The sequence below is a fragment of the Arthrobacter tecti genome, from assembly GCF_054511355.1.
The window spans coordinates 1-15,578 of sequence record NZ_JBTNCT010000018.1 but is presented as its reverse complement, the minus strand read 5'-3'; the positions used below and the strand labels follow the sequence as shown (position 1 = coordinate 15,578).

The 15,578-nt window shown below is 62.3% G+C and carries 10 protein-coding genes; 6 read left to right on the top strand and 4 right to left on the bottom strand.

Translation table 11 applies throughout. The annotated features are described in order from the left end of the window. Positions 1-5 precede the first annotated feature (5 nt). Genes ACX80C_RS15975 through ACX80C_RS15960 form a run of 4 tightly spaced genes read left to right on the top strand, consistent with a single transcriptional unit; the run spans position 6 to position 5,857 of the window. Positions 6-1,184, top strand: a complete 1,179-nt coding sequence (locus tag ACX80C_RS15975; RefSeq protein ID WP_459327443.1) for an anhydro-N-acetylmuramic acid kinase — start codon at positions 6-8, stop codon at positions 1,182-1,184. Then, positions 1,174-2,067: a MurR/RpiR family transcriptional regulator gene (locus ACX80C_RS15970; RefSeq protein WP_459327442.1), complete on the top strand. Its 894-nt coding sequence runs from the start codon at positions 1,174-1,176 to the stop codon at positions 2,065-2,067. Before ACX80C_RS15975 ends, ACX80C_RS15970 begins: the two co-directional genes overlap by 11 nt. Beyond that, the gene (gene murQ, locus ACX80C_RS15965; protein ID WP_459327441.1) at positions 2,064-2,975 is read left to right on the top strand and encodes an N-acetylmuramic acid 6-phosphate etherase; all 912 of its coding nucleotides are present in this window, start codon (positions 2,064-2,066) and stop codon (positions 2,973-2,975) included. The genes ACX80C_RS15970 and murQ overlap by 4 nt, the downstream gene beginning before the upstream one ends. Before the next feature lie 5 nt (positions 2,976-2,980). Then, positions 2,981-5,857 carry an FAD-binding and (Fe-S)-binding domain-containing protein gene (locus ACX80C_RS15960; protein WP_459327440.1) on the top strand — a complete coding sequence of 959 codons (2,877 nt, stop codon included), beginning with the start codon at positions 2,981-2,983 and terminating at the stop codon, positions 5,855-5,857. A 265-nt stretch (positions 5,858-6,122) separates the two neighbouring features. Here ACX80C_RS15960 and ACX80C_RS15955 read toward each other — a convergent pair whose 3' ends face one another. Next, entirely contained in the window at positions 6,123-9,881 is a 3,759-nt protein-coding gene (locus ACX80C_RS15955; RefSeq protein ID WP_459327439.1) for a YobI family P-loop NTPase, read from the bottom strand. A 228-nt stretch (positions 9,882-10,109) separates the two neighbouring features. Continuing rightward, positions 10,110-10,742: a copper resistance CopC family protein gene (locus tag ACX80C_RS15950; RefSeq protein WP_459327438.1), complete on the bottom strand. Its 633-nt coding sequence runs from the start codon at positions 10,740-10,742 to the stop codon at positions 10,110-10,112. Between the two features lie 128 nt (positions 10,743-10,870). On the opposite strand from ACX80C_RS15950, the gene ACX80C_RS15945 reads away from it, so the two are divergent. Beyond that, positions 10,871-12,301: an NCS2 family permease gene (locus ACX80C_RS15945; RefSeq protein ID WP_459327492.1), complete on the top strand. Its 1,431-nt coding sequence runs from the start codon at positions 10,871-10,873 to the stop codon at positions 12,299-12,301. Positions 12,302-12,321: 20 nt separating this feature from the next. On the opposite strand, the gene ACX80C_RS15940 is transcribed toward ACX80C_RS15945, so the two are convergent. Together ACX80C_RS15940 and ACX80C_RS15935 are read right to left on the bottom strand one after the other, a co-directional pair. Further along, on the bottom strand, positions 12,322-13,134 hold the full coding sequence (locus ACX80C_RS15940; protein ID WP_459327437.1) for a 3-hydroxybutyrate dehydrogenase: 813 nt from the start codon (positions 13,132-13,134) through the stop codon (positions 12,322-12,324). A 2-nt stretch (positions 13,135-13,136) separates the two neighbouring features. Then, positions 13,137-14,522, bottom strand: a complete 1,386-nt coding sequence (locus ACX80C_RS15935) for an MFS transporter (protein WP_459327436.1) — start codon at positions 14,520-14,522, stop codon at positions 13,137-13,139. A 14-nt stretch (positions 14,523-14,536) separates the two neighbouring features. Between ACX80C_RS15935 and ACX80C_RS15930 the strand changes: the two genes are divergently transcribed. Further along, on the top strand, positions 14,537-15,370 hold the full coding sequence (locus ACX80C_RS15930; RefSeq protein ID WP_459327435.1) for a LysR family transcriptional regulator: 834 nt from the start codon (positions 14,537-14,539) through the stop codon (positions 15,368-15,370). Positions 15,371-15,578: the final 208 nt, after the last annotated feature.

Below are 15,578 nucleotides of genomic sequence, written 5' to 3'. Positions count from 1 at the left end.
GTTCCATGCGAATAGTCGGGCTCATGTCAGGCACTTCCTATGACGCGATCGATGCTGCAGCGGTGGATGTCGTCGTCGACGGAGGTTGCCTGGTGGTAACGCCGCTGGGAATGGTCAGCGAACCCTACGCCGGGGAGTTGCGCGCCGAGCTCGCAGGAGCGCTTCCCCCGTCGAAGACCACCATGGAACAGGTCTGCCGGTTGGATACCGGCGTTGGCCAGGCGTTTGCCAGCCTTGCCAAGAGGGCCAATGAGGAACTGTGCGGCGGGCGGGCCGACTTCATCGCATCGCATGGCCAGACCGTGTTCCATTGGGTTGAGGAGGGTGCTGTTCGGGGCACCCTCCAGCTCGGACAACCGGCTTGGATAGCAGAGGTCACGGGGTGTCCAGTCATCTCCGACTTCCGTTCCCGTGATGTTGCCGCGGGCGGGCAGGGAGCCCCGCTTGTGAGTGCTTTCGACGTGCTGTGGCTCCGCGCGCAAGCAGGCAGGCCCGTGGCACTCAACCTCGGGGGTATCGCAAACATCACCGTAGGCGGGGATTCACCCTTGGCCTTCGATACGGGACCTGCCAACGCACTCATGGATGCCGCCGTCGTACACCTGACTGATGGCAGGCAGCAGTACGACCACGAAGGCCAGCTGGCGCGCCGGGGGAACGTTCATCCGGAACTCTTCGCGAGGTTGTTCGCTGAGCCCTACTATGAGCGCCCGGCTCCCAAGACAACCGGCAAGGAACTCTTTCACCTCCCATACCTCCTCGACGCGCTGACGGGACTCGGGAGCATCACCACCGAGGACGTCATAGCCACACTGAATCGACTGACCGCGCGGACGGTTGCCGACGCCGTCCGTTCGGTGCAGGGAACGGCAGTAATCGTGTCCGGCGGCGGCACAAGGAACCCGGCACTGATGGACGCCCTTCAGGAGGAGCTGGGAGGTATGGACTTCACGGTGTCCGATCAGCTCGGCGTCCCATCGGATGCCAAGGAAGCGATCGCCTTCGCCGTCCTGGGTTTCCTCTCGGTTCACGGCGTCCCTGCCTCGGTTCCCAGCTGCACCGGCGCCCGCCACGCGAGCCGGCTCGGATCAATCACGCCTGGCAGCGGGCCGCTGGTCCTGCCCCAACCTATGGGAAACGCTCCGGAGTCCCTGCGGATTGGGGGGCCTAAGAATGACCAGTGAGGCACCGGCAACCGCAGGTCTGGTTGCACGCATCCACACGCTGATCGGAAGCCTCTCGCCTGCGGAAGCGCGGGTGGCCGGACTCATTGCCGAAAATCCTGCCGGGACGTCCCAGCACACCATCGAAGAGTTGGCGCAACAGGCCTCAACCAGCACCGCGACGGTTGTCCGGACGGCGAAGCGCCTCGGCTATCAGGGTTATCCGCAGCTCCGCCTTGCTCTCGCCGCCCAGCCAACCCGCGAGCCCCGGGAATCATCGCTGGCGGCTGACGTCAGGGACGGGGACAGCCCCTACACGGTCCTGCAGAAACTGGCGGCTTTCGAGCGCGATGCGATCCGTGCCACGTCGGAGCTGGCCGATCCGGCTGTCCTTGACACAGTGGTTGGCCTGCTGACCGGCGCACGCCGGATCGATGTCTACGGCATCGGCGCTTCCGGACTGGTGGCCATGGACCTCTCACAGAAGCTGCAGCGAATCGGGCTCTACTGCATGGCACACACCGAGCACGACGCCGGAATGGTCAGCGCAGCGCTGTTGGGCACGGACGACGTTGCGATCGGCATTTCACACACTGGCACAACTCCCGGAACCCTGCTGCCCCTGCGGCGCGCGAGGAATTCCGGTGCCACAGCTGTGGCCCTGACCGGTGCCAGCGGATCCGCGCTCGCCCAGGACGCCGAACACACCCTGCTCACGGCGGGCCGGGAACTGGGCTTCAGGTCCGCGGCGATGGCTAGCCGCACCAGCCAACTCCTGATCGTCGACTGCCTGTTCGTCGCCGTTGCGCAGAGAACCGCTTCGGCACGGGATGCTCTGATGAAGACCCATGACGCCATCAGTTCGGCGGGCGACAGGCGCCAAATGCGAAAGGAAGACCAATGAAGAACCTCGAATCCCTGGGTACTGAGTCCCGCAACCCGAGGACCAGCACCCTCGACAGCATGTCCGTTTCCGAGATCCTCGCGATCATGAATGACGAAGACGCCTCCGTTGCAACGGCCGTACGCGTTGCACTCCCCCAAATCGCGCAGGCAATCGACCTGATCGTGACCGCGAGGGAGCAGGGCGGCCGGTTGATTTATCTGGGCGCCGGTACCAGCGGGCGCCTGGGCGTGCTCGACGCCGTCGAGTGCCCGCCGACGTTCGGTACCTCACCCGACGAGGTCGTCGGCCTCATTGCGGGCGGTGAGTCGGCGTTCACCCAGGCCGTCGAGGGCGCGGAGGACAGCGCGACAGCCGGCGAACAGGATCTGCGGGACATCGCGCTCGGGGCCAACGATGTGGTGGTGGGCCTCGCCGCAAGCGGCCGGACGCCCTACGTGGTGGGGGCCCTCGATTACGCCCGTACCGTCGGAGCGGCCACCGTGTCAGTGGCGTGTAACGAGGACGCGGAAATCAGCGCCCACGCGGACGTCGCCATAGAGCTCAAGACCGGGCCGGAGGTACTGACCGGCTCCACCCGGCTCAAAGCCGGAACGGCACAGAAGCAGGTCTGCAACATGCTTTCGACAGTGAGCATGGTCCGCACCGGGAAGGTGTACGGCAACCTCATGGTGGACATGATGCCGACCAACGCCAAACTGGTTGACCGGGCACAGCGGATTGTCGCCGCGGCAGGCGAAACGGACCTCGCCACTGCGGGTCGCGCGTTGGAGGATGCCAACGGACACGCGAAGACCGCCGTCGTTATGATCAAGGCCGGCTGCACCGCCGAAGAGGCCGCTACGCTGCTTCACCAGGTCAAGGGCGATGTGCGCAGCGCGCTCAGGCTCAGAGGCGTGGGGAACTGATCGGTGTGGGCATCCTCAAATCGACGCCCGACGCCGGCGCCCTGCCCGGCCTCGACGGTGAGGTTGCCGCGCAACTACGGTCTGCGTGTGGCGAGGACAGCGTCCAGTTGCGCAGCATCGACCGGCTTGCGATGGCGCACGATGCTTCGCACTACCTGCTGGTTCCGCAGGCGGTGGTGACCCCCAGGACAGCGCACGACGTCGCTTCCGTGTTCACGGTGGCCGACCGCGCCGGGATTCCGGTCACGCTGAGGAGCGGTGGGACAAGCCTGTCCGGCCAGGCCGTGGGCGCGGGTCTGCTGGTTGACGTCCGCCGCCATTTCAGGCGGGTTGAAGTGCTCGACGGCGGAAGCCGGGTCCGCGCGGGATCGGGCGCCACCATCCGCCAGATCAACGCCCGGCTGGCGCCCCACGGGCGCGCACTCGGACCCGATCCCGCGAGCGAGATCGCGTGCACAATGGGCGGGGTAATCGCGAACAACTCCAGTGGAATGGCGTGCGGGACCGGTAATACCTCCTACCAGACCATCGAGTCCATGACACTGGTACTCGCGTCCGGGACAGTGATTGACACCGGCGCCGCGGATGCCCTGGAGATTCTCTCGCAGAAGGAACCGTCTCTGGTCGAAGGGCTGGTGAACCTGCGTCGGAAGATTCAGGACAGCCCGGATTTCCGCGCGGAGATAGCCCGTCAATTCGCCATGAAGAACACCATGGGTTACTCGATCAACGCCTTCACGGACTTTGATTCACCCGTGGATATCCTCACGCACCTGATCGTCGGCAGCGAGGGGACGCTGGGTTTCATTTCCGACGTGGTTCTGCGGACCGTCAATGTCCAGCCATTCGCAGCAACCGGATTGGCTGTCTTCCCACGCATCGCCGACGCAACTGACGCTCTACCCGCGTTGATAGGCTCCGGTGCGCGGACCGTCGAGTTGCTCGACGCCGCGGCCCTGAAGGTGGCGCAGCAACTCCCCCAGGCGGAAGAGTCGCTACGGAACCTGCTGATTGGCGAACACACGGCCCTGCTCATCGAGTACCAGGGTGCCTCCCCCGAGGAGGTAAGCGAACGGATCAGCGGCGCGGAAAAACTGCTCTCATCGCTGCCGCTCTCCGCTCCCGTTGAACTGACTCCGGATCCGGCACGGCGGGCGGGCTTGTGGACCATCCGCAAGGGGCTCTACACCGCTGTTGCCGGAGCCCGCGCATCGGGCACCACCGCGTTGCTCGAGGACATAGTGGTCCCCATGCCGAAGCTGACGGAGACGGTGAGGTCACTCATCAGCCTCTTTGACCGGTATGGGTACACCGAAGCCGTAATCTTCGGCCATGCCAAGGACGCCAACCTGCATTTCATGCTCACACCCAGGCTGGACGACGCCGCCGAGCTGGACCGCTACGAGCGTTTCACCGAAGACCTCGTTGACCTTGTCCTGGGCAACGGCGGATCGCTGAAGGCTGAGCACGGGACCGGCCGCATCATGGCGCCCTATGTGCGCCGCCAGTTCGGGGACGGCCTGTATGAGGTCATGCGGGAAGTCAAGCGACTGTTCGACGCGACGGGATTGCTCAATCCCGGCGTCCTCCTCGACGACGATCCCCGCGGGCACATGCACCACCTGAAGCCCGCCCCAACGGTGGATGCCGAGGTGGACCGGTGCGTGGAATGCGGCTACTGCGAGACCGTCTGTCCCAGCCGCGATCTAACGACGACGCCGCGGCAACGCATTGTCCTGCGGCGGGAGATGGCCCTTGCCCCGCCGGCGTTGAAAGCCGAGCTGGAACGGGACTACGGTTACGAGGCTATCGACACCTGCGCAGCCGACGGACTGTGTGCGGTCGCTTGCCCTGTCGATATTGACACCGGCTCGCTGATGAAGAGACTGCGGGCAGAACGCTTGCCCTCCGTGGCACAGACCGCGGGCACGTTTGCGGCTTCGCATTGGGGAGGAGTGGCTGCCGCGGCCCGCGCTGGTTTGGGTGTTGCTGCGGCTCTCCCGGCCCCCGTTACCCTCGCCGCCTCGAAACTGGGCAGAAAGATCCTGGGAGAAGACGTAATCCCGTTGGCCGCGGCCGACCTGCCCGGTCCGGCGGCGCCGCTACGTTCACAGACGGCGCTCTCGGGGGACCGGCAAGCCGGCACTGAGTACGCCGGCGTGCTCTTCGCTTCCTGCATCGGCGGGATGTTCGGTGCCTCTCCGAATTCGACCGCGTCCGGCGTTGCACCCGCACTGATGGAACTCGCTTCCAAGACTGGGGTGCCGCTTCAACTCGCAAGCGGGGCAGGCAATCTCTGCTGCGGCACCCCCTGGCAGTCGAAAGGACTTGTCGACGGATACCGGAAGATGGGCAACGCCGTCGTCGAATCCCTCTGGGAGGACACGCGCGGCGGGCAACTGCCGGTTGTTGTTGACGCGTCCTCGTGCACCCATGGGCTGCAGGGGTTGGCCGACGCTTTGACGGCAGAGAACCGCCGGCATTTCGCTGACCTCACCGTGGTTGATGCCGTCACCTTCGCGCGTACCACCATTCTGGGGAGGCTTGAACCGGCTCCGGCCAAGATTTCCAGGCTGGCGGTCCACCCCACGTGTTCGGCCGTCCACCTCGGAATTGTGGAGGATCTCGCGGCCGTTGCGGAGGCCGCAGCGGACTCTGTGCAGGTGCCGGCTGACTGGGGATGCTGCGGTTTCGCCGGGGACCGCGGCCTGCTGCATCCGGAACTGACGGCTTCAGCCACCGCCGTCGAAGCCAGACAGGTGGCTTCGACGGACGCCGACGCCTACGCGTCCTGCAACCGCACGTGTGAGATGGGAATGAGCCGGGCAACCGGAGAGGATTACCGGCACGTCATCGAGATCTTGGCCGAAAGGCACGCCTGACGCGCCTTTCGGTAGGCAACCACCGTCAGCGCCCCGGCCGGGACAACCCGAGGTGCCCGCGCAGCGTCGATGCCGTGTATTCACCCCGGTAGAGGCCACGCCGCTGCAAAACAGGGATCACATGATCAACAAAGTCATCGACCGCCCGGGACAGGGATGGATGCGTGATATCGCCTTACCCACCAGTTCGGCTGATCCAACCTGATTGGGACTGGCTGTCGCCCAGTTACGTGTTTAACTTGGTCTCGTTGCTGGCGCCCCAGGTTTACCTCGGTTGATGCAAATTTACTCGTAGTAGTTTGTCATCCCTGCCATCAGGCGGGAAACTACTGACTATGTGGGCCATGTGAAGTCGGTTCAGGATCATGACATGGTCTGCGTCATTCGGAAAGGTGGGATGCTTCGAGCCTAGGTCAGCGATAACCTCGTAGGAGCCACCCATCGCACGTAAAAGGGTGCGGAGATCGCCCAAGTCGAGTTTGTCCCCTTCCCTAGCAATCAGAGGCACCAATTCGTGATTATTCGTACCTTCGACACGCAAGGCTTCTAAGCGCGCGTAGCCCACGGTCCAGTTGTGCTTATTCAAAGCTGCGGCAATCGCCTGCACTTCGCGCACCTCGGCTGCCGAAAGGTAATCGACGAGGTCTCCTACCACTGCCTGCTTAAGTTCGCTGGGTATCCGTCTGCTCGCAATGAATGAGGGCAGTTCAGATACGGGTAAAATCGACGGCGAGACGAATGATCCGAAGTGCTCGGATGCAAGGATCGCGGCCTCCAGGGTCGACCAATCGGTCATGAGCCGACCAGTGAATGTTTCTTCCTCATCGGCTAGAAGGTCTCGCCTGATGAGCTGCGCGACAAAGTTGCCTGACTGCGGTTTCAAATTATCCGCATCAACGAAGCCAGGTTCAAGTTTCTCCGCGAGTGCTATTCGAATCGAAGCGTCCGGCAGCGTTTCAAATGCGTTGAGAATTTGGAGAGTTACATCGGCTCGGGCCTCTTTCGGGTGCTGTTCGTACCCACTGATCGGACCAACCTCTCTAAGTAACTTTCCGAGATGTCTATCGACCTCGCCGTACTCGTCAAGGTACGCCTTGACGTTGGAAAAACTACAGTCTGTGCGGGTGCTCTGCGTCAGCGCAGGCCAGACAGAACTAGCTACGGAATTCAGTTCAGAGACACGGCAGTCTTCACTGGCCGCAAAAACCATGGCGTCGACGTCGACCGTACTGTTTGTAGGTGCAGCATCGCTGACGATGCGAAGGAAGCACTGTGGGTTTACCACTGAATATTGCGTTGTCATGGATGCCTTCAGCGCAGCCATATAGTCCGACAGATGGTTCACAGCGTGGATGTACGCGACTTCGGCTGTGTCGAGAAGCGCATCGAGGCAGATCAAGTCGGTAGATGTGATCGCGCGAAGATTCATTTCATTCACCCGGTAGCAGCTGAACTGGATGGCAGCGGAGCACGCTACAGGATCGAGGTCCTTGAGGGAATCGATCTTCGCTCCCGCAGCGCTGATCAGAGTGAAGGTCGCGATCGCTTGCTCACTTGTCCGCGGCGACGTTATCGCAGCCAGTTCTGTGTAGTTCGATTCGATGAGTTCCTTGACTGATCTGTTCGTCTCGTAGTCGATGTCTTGAGCGCAGGCACCTAATGCTGAATTGAACTGTGCCAAGCGATCATTGCTTTCCGCTGGGGCGTCCGCTGCGATGTAACGGAATATGGAGGGCCAGAGAGGAGCCATTTGGGCGAACAGAAGCCTGGTTTGCTTGCCCTGTGCAACGTACGTATTGAGGAAGGACTCTTCGTGCTCGTTATAAGCAATCAAACGGTGGATGATCACGTGCGCGTCATTGGCTTTGTGGGCGAGTAGGTAATCCAAAATATGTACGTTGTACACGCCTGGCTCGTTTAGCAGATCCGCGCCGCGATCCTCTAATACTTGTTCAACGTCGGTCTCGGATAATGGGTAAGTCGGATCGAACTTGCCTGGTTCAACAAATCGCATAATATATTCCATGGCTTCACTGCCTAAATGCTCGCCATGGAATACGGACACGTAGAGGGCAAAATGATGCGTTAGGTACCCGTGTCGCACTAAGTCGCGCGCCAGGTCGGATTCGAGCTTCTGGTCAGCAAGATCCGCGAAGCTCAAGGGAGGGGCAGTGCTGTTCTCAGAATCATCGACTGCTACACGAAACTCTTGGCGTGCCCAAAGTTGCTGCCAGGTATGGTGTTGTAGGAATTGGATCTTCTCTGTAACTTCACCGATTGCGGCGGTTACCTCTGAGAGGTTCACCTCACCCCAGTCCTTCTGTTCGAGGCCGACGTTGAGAAAATTTCCGAGTTGTTCAGCCGTCAACTGGATGGAAGCATTTTGGGAATAGTTATCGGAGAGGGTAATGATGAGTTCCGACCCGTCAGCGATGTTTGTCCAAAACTCCCTAGTGAATGTGGTTTCGTCGGCGACTGCGGCCCCATTCACAGATAGGGTCACTGACGGGGTGGCTCGATTGGGCCCGGGGCGGATGCCTTCTCGTAGTGCTTCTCGGCATTCTTGGAGTCGGGTACCAAGATATTTTGCCCGGTTCGGTGCAATCTGTTCGGACGTTCGGCGTGCTTCGATTTGAGTCCGCCGCGCGATTTCGGACGCGAGGTTCTCGCTGACTAACCGACGCCACATCAAGAAAAGGCCGTCGAGTGTGCTGTTCTGCAAGCGAATCTCCTCGAAGTCTCCCAAATGGGAGCTTTTGAATAAGACGATGGCGAACAACAAGTCGTCAGTAAGGCCGGGCACCTGACGGCTCGTAGCGATTAAGCGGTTTCGGTATACCTCGAATTCGTTGCGAATATTTCGAATCATTCGCATGTCTGCAACATGGCGGCTTGCGAGTCGAACTAGCGCGGGAGAGATTATGAATTTATCGCTTCGCATTGCATTGGACATCAAGTCACGAGCGTTATCGTGAGTGATGAACGGTACGACTGGGATGATCACATCGAAGAACTTGGTCCGATTAGCGCGAAGAAGTGCATCCCGTGCCCTATCAGTCATAGATGTGACCACGCCGGCGGCGCCGTCGCTTATGGTGGTTTCGTCCTTTTCATGGGTCGTATTGGCGGCGGGCGCTTCCTTGCCGATCACTTCGAACACGCTGTCGCGAATTGCATAAACGAAGACGATTCGTCGGTCGAGCTGCTTCGAGCTGTTCAGTAGCCGGTTGAGAGCTCGGAGGGTGTCAAAGACATGGGCATCCTCAAAGCGGTCGATGTCCTCGATGATTACTAAATTGCACTCGCTTACCTGGAAGAAGTAAACGATCTCGTCCAAGTATTGGTCGAAGTAGGATTCGGAGTCGCGGTCAAGAGTGACTGTGGTTGGGCCAGCACTCACAGAGTTGACCACGATTCGCCCTTGCACGCCGCGCAACACAAGCCAGGCAAGTCCCATTGAAAGAATCTCCAGCCCCAAGTAGGACCCAACCTGCTGCCATGGGCTTCCACCCAGCCATGCTATAAACTTCGGGATTAGGCCAATCATGATAAGGACTGTGTACGCAGCTGATCCCCAGATCGATGCCCAAATCAGATCGAGCCTTAGGTCAGGTTTATTCGCTCGAGGGAAGCGAGAACCGCGAGTCTGCGACGGTGGAAGACGGTAGATAAGTTGTTTGACTATCTCCTTTTGGATGCGATTCGTGGGCGTCTCCACAGTCGAGTTCTCGCCACCATTCTCTGGAGGTTTCCCGTTCTCCCTAGGGGAAGATGTTGAGAGAGAAATTTCTACGACCTTCTCGCCGTAAATTTCGGCTATCTGACGCAAGATGCTGCTCTTGCCAGTGCCATACGAACCTGTGAGAGCTAGGTTTCGTGTATCTTCATGCTCTATCGCTCGACGCAGCAGGTCGCGATACACGCCATGGTGGTCTTCGTCGAACTGCGGAGCTAAAGTCTGAACCGGCATCTGTTCGCCTTCTCGTGAGGCGTCTTTTGGTTCAGGGAGAATAGGTGAAGTCACGATTCGATCGTAGTGCCGGTAAAGACACTGTCCGTAAACTTGATCGGTATTTACAACGCTGTAGTTATGTCGGGCAGCGCCGCCTAACGGTGTTCAGGCATGGTGATGACTAGCTGGATCGGGTTGAACGGGTGTCTTCTCCGGCATTCATGACACCCCGTGTCACTACGGTTCGTAGTGACCTAACGCCAAGGTCCCTACGAAGCGATCCCAATCGCCGGTGGCTGCCTAGCCGGCGTCGTTGTTTCCCTGCTTCAGCCGGCGGCGTGCGCCGAGCGCAAGGACCACCGCGAGTGCAATCAGCACCGCGACCATGAGGATAACGCCCCAGGATACGCCCGAGTCCGCTGCCGGCTCCTCGTCGAGGGCATCAGGTTCCCCTGTCTCGATGGGGCCGGCCGTACCCGCTGACGCGTTGGGGGTTTCCGAAGCGGTCCCGCCGCCGGAAGCGGTGAACTCGAACGTCCCCTCAATGGGGTGCGAGTCGGAGGAAACCACGCGCCAGTTCACCGTGTAGGTGCCCGCAGGAGCACCGGTGCGGATGGCCTGCGTGGCAACGGTGTCTGTGATCGAGACGTCTCCCTCGGCCCAGTTCTCACCGGATTCATCAAGCACCTGCACCTCAGAGCCAATGGTCGCCGGGACATTGGTAAAGGTCAGCGCAACGGCTTCCGGGACGGTCTCCAGTGTGGCGCCCGGTTCCGGGTTCGACGACGCCAGCTCATCGTGCGCTGAAGCCGCGGTTGCCGAGCTGAATACCAGCGCGAACGCAACCAGCAGCACACCGGCAAGGAGCGCAGCGACGCGCGAGATTGAACGAATACCGGGCAACACCGTAACGGCAGCGGAAGCAGACTTCATAAGCTTAAGGTTACGGGAGGTGCCTGACAGGTTCCTGAAGCGCGGGTTGGATAGACTTTTGCCGCAACTCCCTCCCACCGCAAGGATGGCCTGTGCCTGCACCGCGCCCCACAACCCAGCGCACCGCGATGGACCGCTACTTCGAAGTGACCGCCCGCGGCTCGACCTACTCCCGGGAGATCCGTGGCGGTATCGCCACGTTCTTCGCCATGAGCTACATCGTGGTCCTCAACCCGCTGATCCTTGCCGGCGCCGATTCATCGGGCGGTGAGCTGGGCTTCGAGCGGGTTGCCGCCGTGACCGCATTGGTAGCAGGCATCCTGACCATCCTCATGGGCGCGTGGGCCAAGTACCCGTTCGCGCTGGCGACCGGACTCGGCGTCAACGCGTTCGTGGCGATCACCGTTGCCACCAATCCCGAACTGACCTGGCCGGACATCATGGGCCTTGTGGTGCTGGCCGGCCTCACCATGCTCGTGCTCGTGCTGACCGGTTTCCGGACGGCGGTGTTTAATGCAGTGCCGGAGAGTCTGAAGACGGCGATCGTCGTCGGAATCGGCCTGTTCATCGCGTTGATCGGGCTGGTGAATGCGGGCTTCGTCCGGCGTATTCCGGACTCCGCGCAGACCACGGTTCCGGTGGGGCTCGGCTTCGAGGGAGTTCTCCTCGGGTGGCCCACCCTCGTGTTCGTCTTCGGTCTGATCCTCACCATCGCACTGGTGGTGCGGAAGGTGCGCGGCGGCATCCTCATCGGCGTCATCGCGTCCACCCTCCTCGCCGTTCTCATCGAGGCGGTGGCGAATGTGGGGCCGAGTGTTGGGCCGGAGGGCGCCAATCCGCAGGGCTGGTCGCTAGTGGTGCCGGAGCTTCCCGAGGGTTCCTGGGTAGGCTTGCCGGACCTAAGCCTGGTCGGGAACGTGAGTGTGTTCGGTGCGTTTGGGAGCCTCGGCGCAACCGCCGCCCTGCTGCTGACCTTCACCATTCTCCTCAGCATCTTCTTTGATGCGATGGGCACCATGGTGGGCCTCGCCAATGAGGCGAAGCTCGTGGACAAAAACGGCAACATTCCCGGCGTGAACCGGGTGCTTATTGTGGACGCGCTGGGCGCCGTAGCCGGCGGCACCGGGTCCGTCTCCTCGAACCAGATCTACGTCGAGTCCGGCGCAGGTATTGGTGAGGGAGCCCGCACCGGCATCGCGAATATTGTCACGGGCACACTGTTCCTCCTGGCCATGTTCATCACCCCGCTGATCTCCCTGGTGCCGTTCGAGGCGGTGGCGCCGGCCCTCGTCGTCGTTGGCTTCATGATGGTTTCGCAGGTGGGCCGGATTGACTGGCAGGACTGGGGCGTCGCAATTCCGGCGTTCCTCACCTTCGCGCTCATGCCGTTCACGTACTCGATCGCGAACGGGCTGGGTGCGGGGTTCATCGCCTACGTCCTCGTGCGTACGTTCCAGGGCCGGGCGAAGGAGATCCATCCGCTCATGTGGGCGGTTGCCGGAGCGTTTGTGCTGTTCTTCGGAATCGGGCCGCTCGAGCAACTCCTCGGCGTCGGCTGACTGCGCGTCGAGTTGGGGGTTTAGCGGGCTGACCAACCGCCGTCCATCGTGTACGACGCACCGGTGACCATCCCCGCCTGCTCCGACGCCAGCCATCCCACAAGGGACGCGACCTCCGACGGCTCCACCAGGCGCTTCACGGCGCTCTCGGTGAGCATGATCCTCTCCAGCACCTCGTCCTCGCTGATTCCGTGCACGCGCGCCTGGTCCGCAACCTGGTTCTCAACCAGCGGTGTCCGCACATACCCCGGATTCACGCAGTTGCTGGTGACCCCGTGCGGCCCGCCCTCCAGCGCCGCGACCTTCGAAAGGCCCTCCAGCCCGTGCTTCGCCGACACGTAGGCCGTCTTGAACGCGGACGCCCGCAGACCATGCACGGAAGACACGTTGATGATCCGCCCGAACTTCTTCCGGTACATCGACGGCAGCACGGCCCGCATCAGCAGGAACGGCACCTCGAGCATGAGGATATGAATGCGGCGGAAATCCGCGGGATCGAACTCCTCAATAGGGCTGACCACCTGGATTCCGGCGTTGTTGATCAGGATGTCGGCCTCCAGCGCCAGATCCTCAAGCTCGCCCGTCTCCAGCAGGTCCACAGCCCAGACCTCGCCCTCCACCTCCTTGGCCAGGCCCCCCGCACCCTCCGCATCACGATCGACGACGACGACGAACGCCCCCTGCGCGGCCAGCTCCCGGACACACGCCGCGCCGATTCCGCTCGCACCGCCGGTAACAATCGCCCGGCGGCCCGCGAGGGGACCGGCACCCGGCGGCGCGGGCACGCCGGGACGCGTGCCGCCGTCGTCGTCGTTCTCCTGTACTGCAGCCATGCTCAGCGTCCCGTGCCGGCCGGGATTCCGTGGCGTTCGGCGTCGGCGGCGTCGATATCGCGCAGTGAGACGCCGCGGGTTTCACGCAGCGTTACGACGGCGATCGCCGTCACCACACAGCCTCCGAGGACGTACAGTGCAACGCCGAACCAGGAGCCGGTCTCCTGGAGGATGGCCGTGGCGATGATCGGCGCCAGCGAACCGGCGAAGATCGATGTCACCTGATAGCCCAGCGAGACGCCCGAGTAGCGCATGCGGGTTGGGAACATTTCGGCCATGATCGCCGGCTGACCCGCGTACATCAGTGCGTGGAAGCACAGGCCGATGGTGACCGCGAAGATGATGACCACGGGGTTCAGCGTGTCGAACATCGGGAAGGCGAAGAACGCCCAGGATGCGCACAGCACCGCACCAGCGAGGTAAACGGGCTTGCGACCGAAACGGTCCGAGAGGCGGCCGACCTGCGGGATCACGAAGAAGTGCACCACGTGGGCGATCAGCAGGGCGAGGAGTAGCTGGCTGGTGTCGTACTGGTGGACCTGGACCAGGTAGACGATTGTGAAGCTCACGATGATGTAGTAGATGATGTTTTCCGCGAACCGCAGGCCCATGGCGCCGAGGATGCCGCGCGGGTACCGCTTCACCACTTCGAAGACGCCGTAGCTGACGGCCTTCTCGCGCTCCACCTGTTCGCGCGCTTCCACGAAGATGGGCGCTTCGGTCACGTGGGTGCGGATGTAGTAGCCGATGATGACGACGACGGCGGAGAGCCAGAACGCTACACGCCAGCCCCAGCTCTGGAAGTCTGCAGCGGAGAGAATGGTCGACTTGGTGAGTAGTACGGCCGTAGCCAGCAGGTTGCCGATCGGGACGGCCGCCTGGGGCCAGCTGGACCAGAATCCGCGGGAGCTGTTGGGGCTGTGTTCGGCGACCAGAAGCACGGCGCCGCCCCACTCGCCGCCGAGAGCGAAGCCCTGGATGAAGCGCAGCAGCACCAGGAGCGCCGGTGCCCAGTAACCGATCAGGTCATAGCCGGGCAGGCAACCCATGAGGAACGTTGCGACGCCCACGAGGATGATCGTGACCTGCAGCGTGTGCTTGCGGCCGAGCTTGTCACCGATCTGACCGAAGAAGATGCCACCGAGCGGACGCGCGATAAAGCCGACCGCGTAGGTGAGGAACGCGTTGATGATGTTGTCGAGCGCCGTGTTGCTGTCGGGGAAGAAGAACTCGCCGAAGATCAGGGTGGCTGCGGTGGCGTAGAGGAAGAACTCGTACCACTCGACGACGGTACCCACCATTGATGCGGCGACGATCTTCTTCAGGCCGGTTGGTTCCTTGGTGCTGCCACCGGAGTCCGGTTGGGACGAACGCGAACTGACGCTCATGTGCTGCTCCTTCTGTGTCGGCTCTGACACTCGGCCTGAACCACACCACAGTCTCGCGCAGAATCTCCGCGCTCGAGCGCTCCCTCGGCGGCCACGTCCTCGTCCGTGCCAGCGGCGGTTGGGAGCTGACCGACCTCGGCGCCCACGCGGTAGCCGCCGCCGAGGAGGTGGACCGCGCCCTCAGCGCGCTCGAAAAGAACGACGACGGCGCAAGCCGGCTTTCCGGCGTCGTACGCATGAGTGCCACTGACGGTTTCAGCGCCTATATCGCGGCGCCCGCTTTCGCACGGCTCCGGCGGAACCATCCCCGGCTCAGCGTCGAGATTGTCGCGGCGACGCGGCGCGCATCGCAGACGCGCAGCGGGCTGGACCTCGAAGTGGTGGTGGGCAGGCCGCAGGTGCATCGGGCCGAGGCAATCCGGCTGGGCGAGTACATGCTCGGGTTGTATGCGTCGCGCGATTATCTGGCCGAGCACGGGAGGCCCTCCACCATCGAGGAGGTCCTGGAACATCCGCTGGTGTACTTCATCGATTCGATGCTGCAGGTGGACAGCCTGGATGCCCCGCGGCGGCTGCTTCCGACCATGAAGGATTCGCTCAGCTCGACCAACGTGTTCGTGCACGTGGAGGCGACGCGCGCCGGGGCGGGGATGGGGCTGCTGCCGTGCTTCATGGCGAACCTTCACTGTGACCTCGTGCGGCTCCTGCCCGAAGAGGTGGCTGAGCGACTGGGCTACTGGCTCGTCGCGCGCCCGGATTCACTGCGGCAACCGGCGGTGGCCGCCGTCGTCGGGGTGTTGCGGGACGCGACGGACGCTTTCGAGGACCGGTTGCTGGGGCGAGTGTGACCATCTGCCTCCCCGCAAACCAACCGCCGTGTCCCGCGTCGGCTGAAGGGGACGGACATGCCTCCTGGATGCTTGCCTGCGGTGCAGGCAATGCATGGGCGGGTTCTAGTGGTCGTTGCAACACCCCCGTCTTTCGGGAGTTACAACGACAATGGCTTCATCATCTATCAGCGGGTCTTCCTTAGCGAAAGAGTCGTCTTCGGCGGAA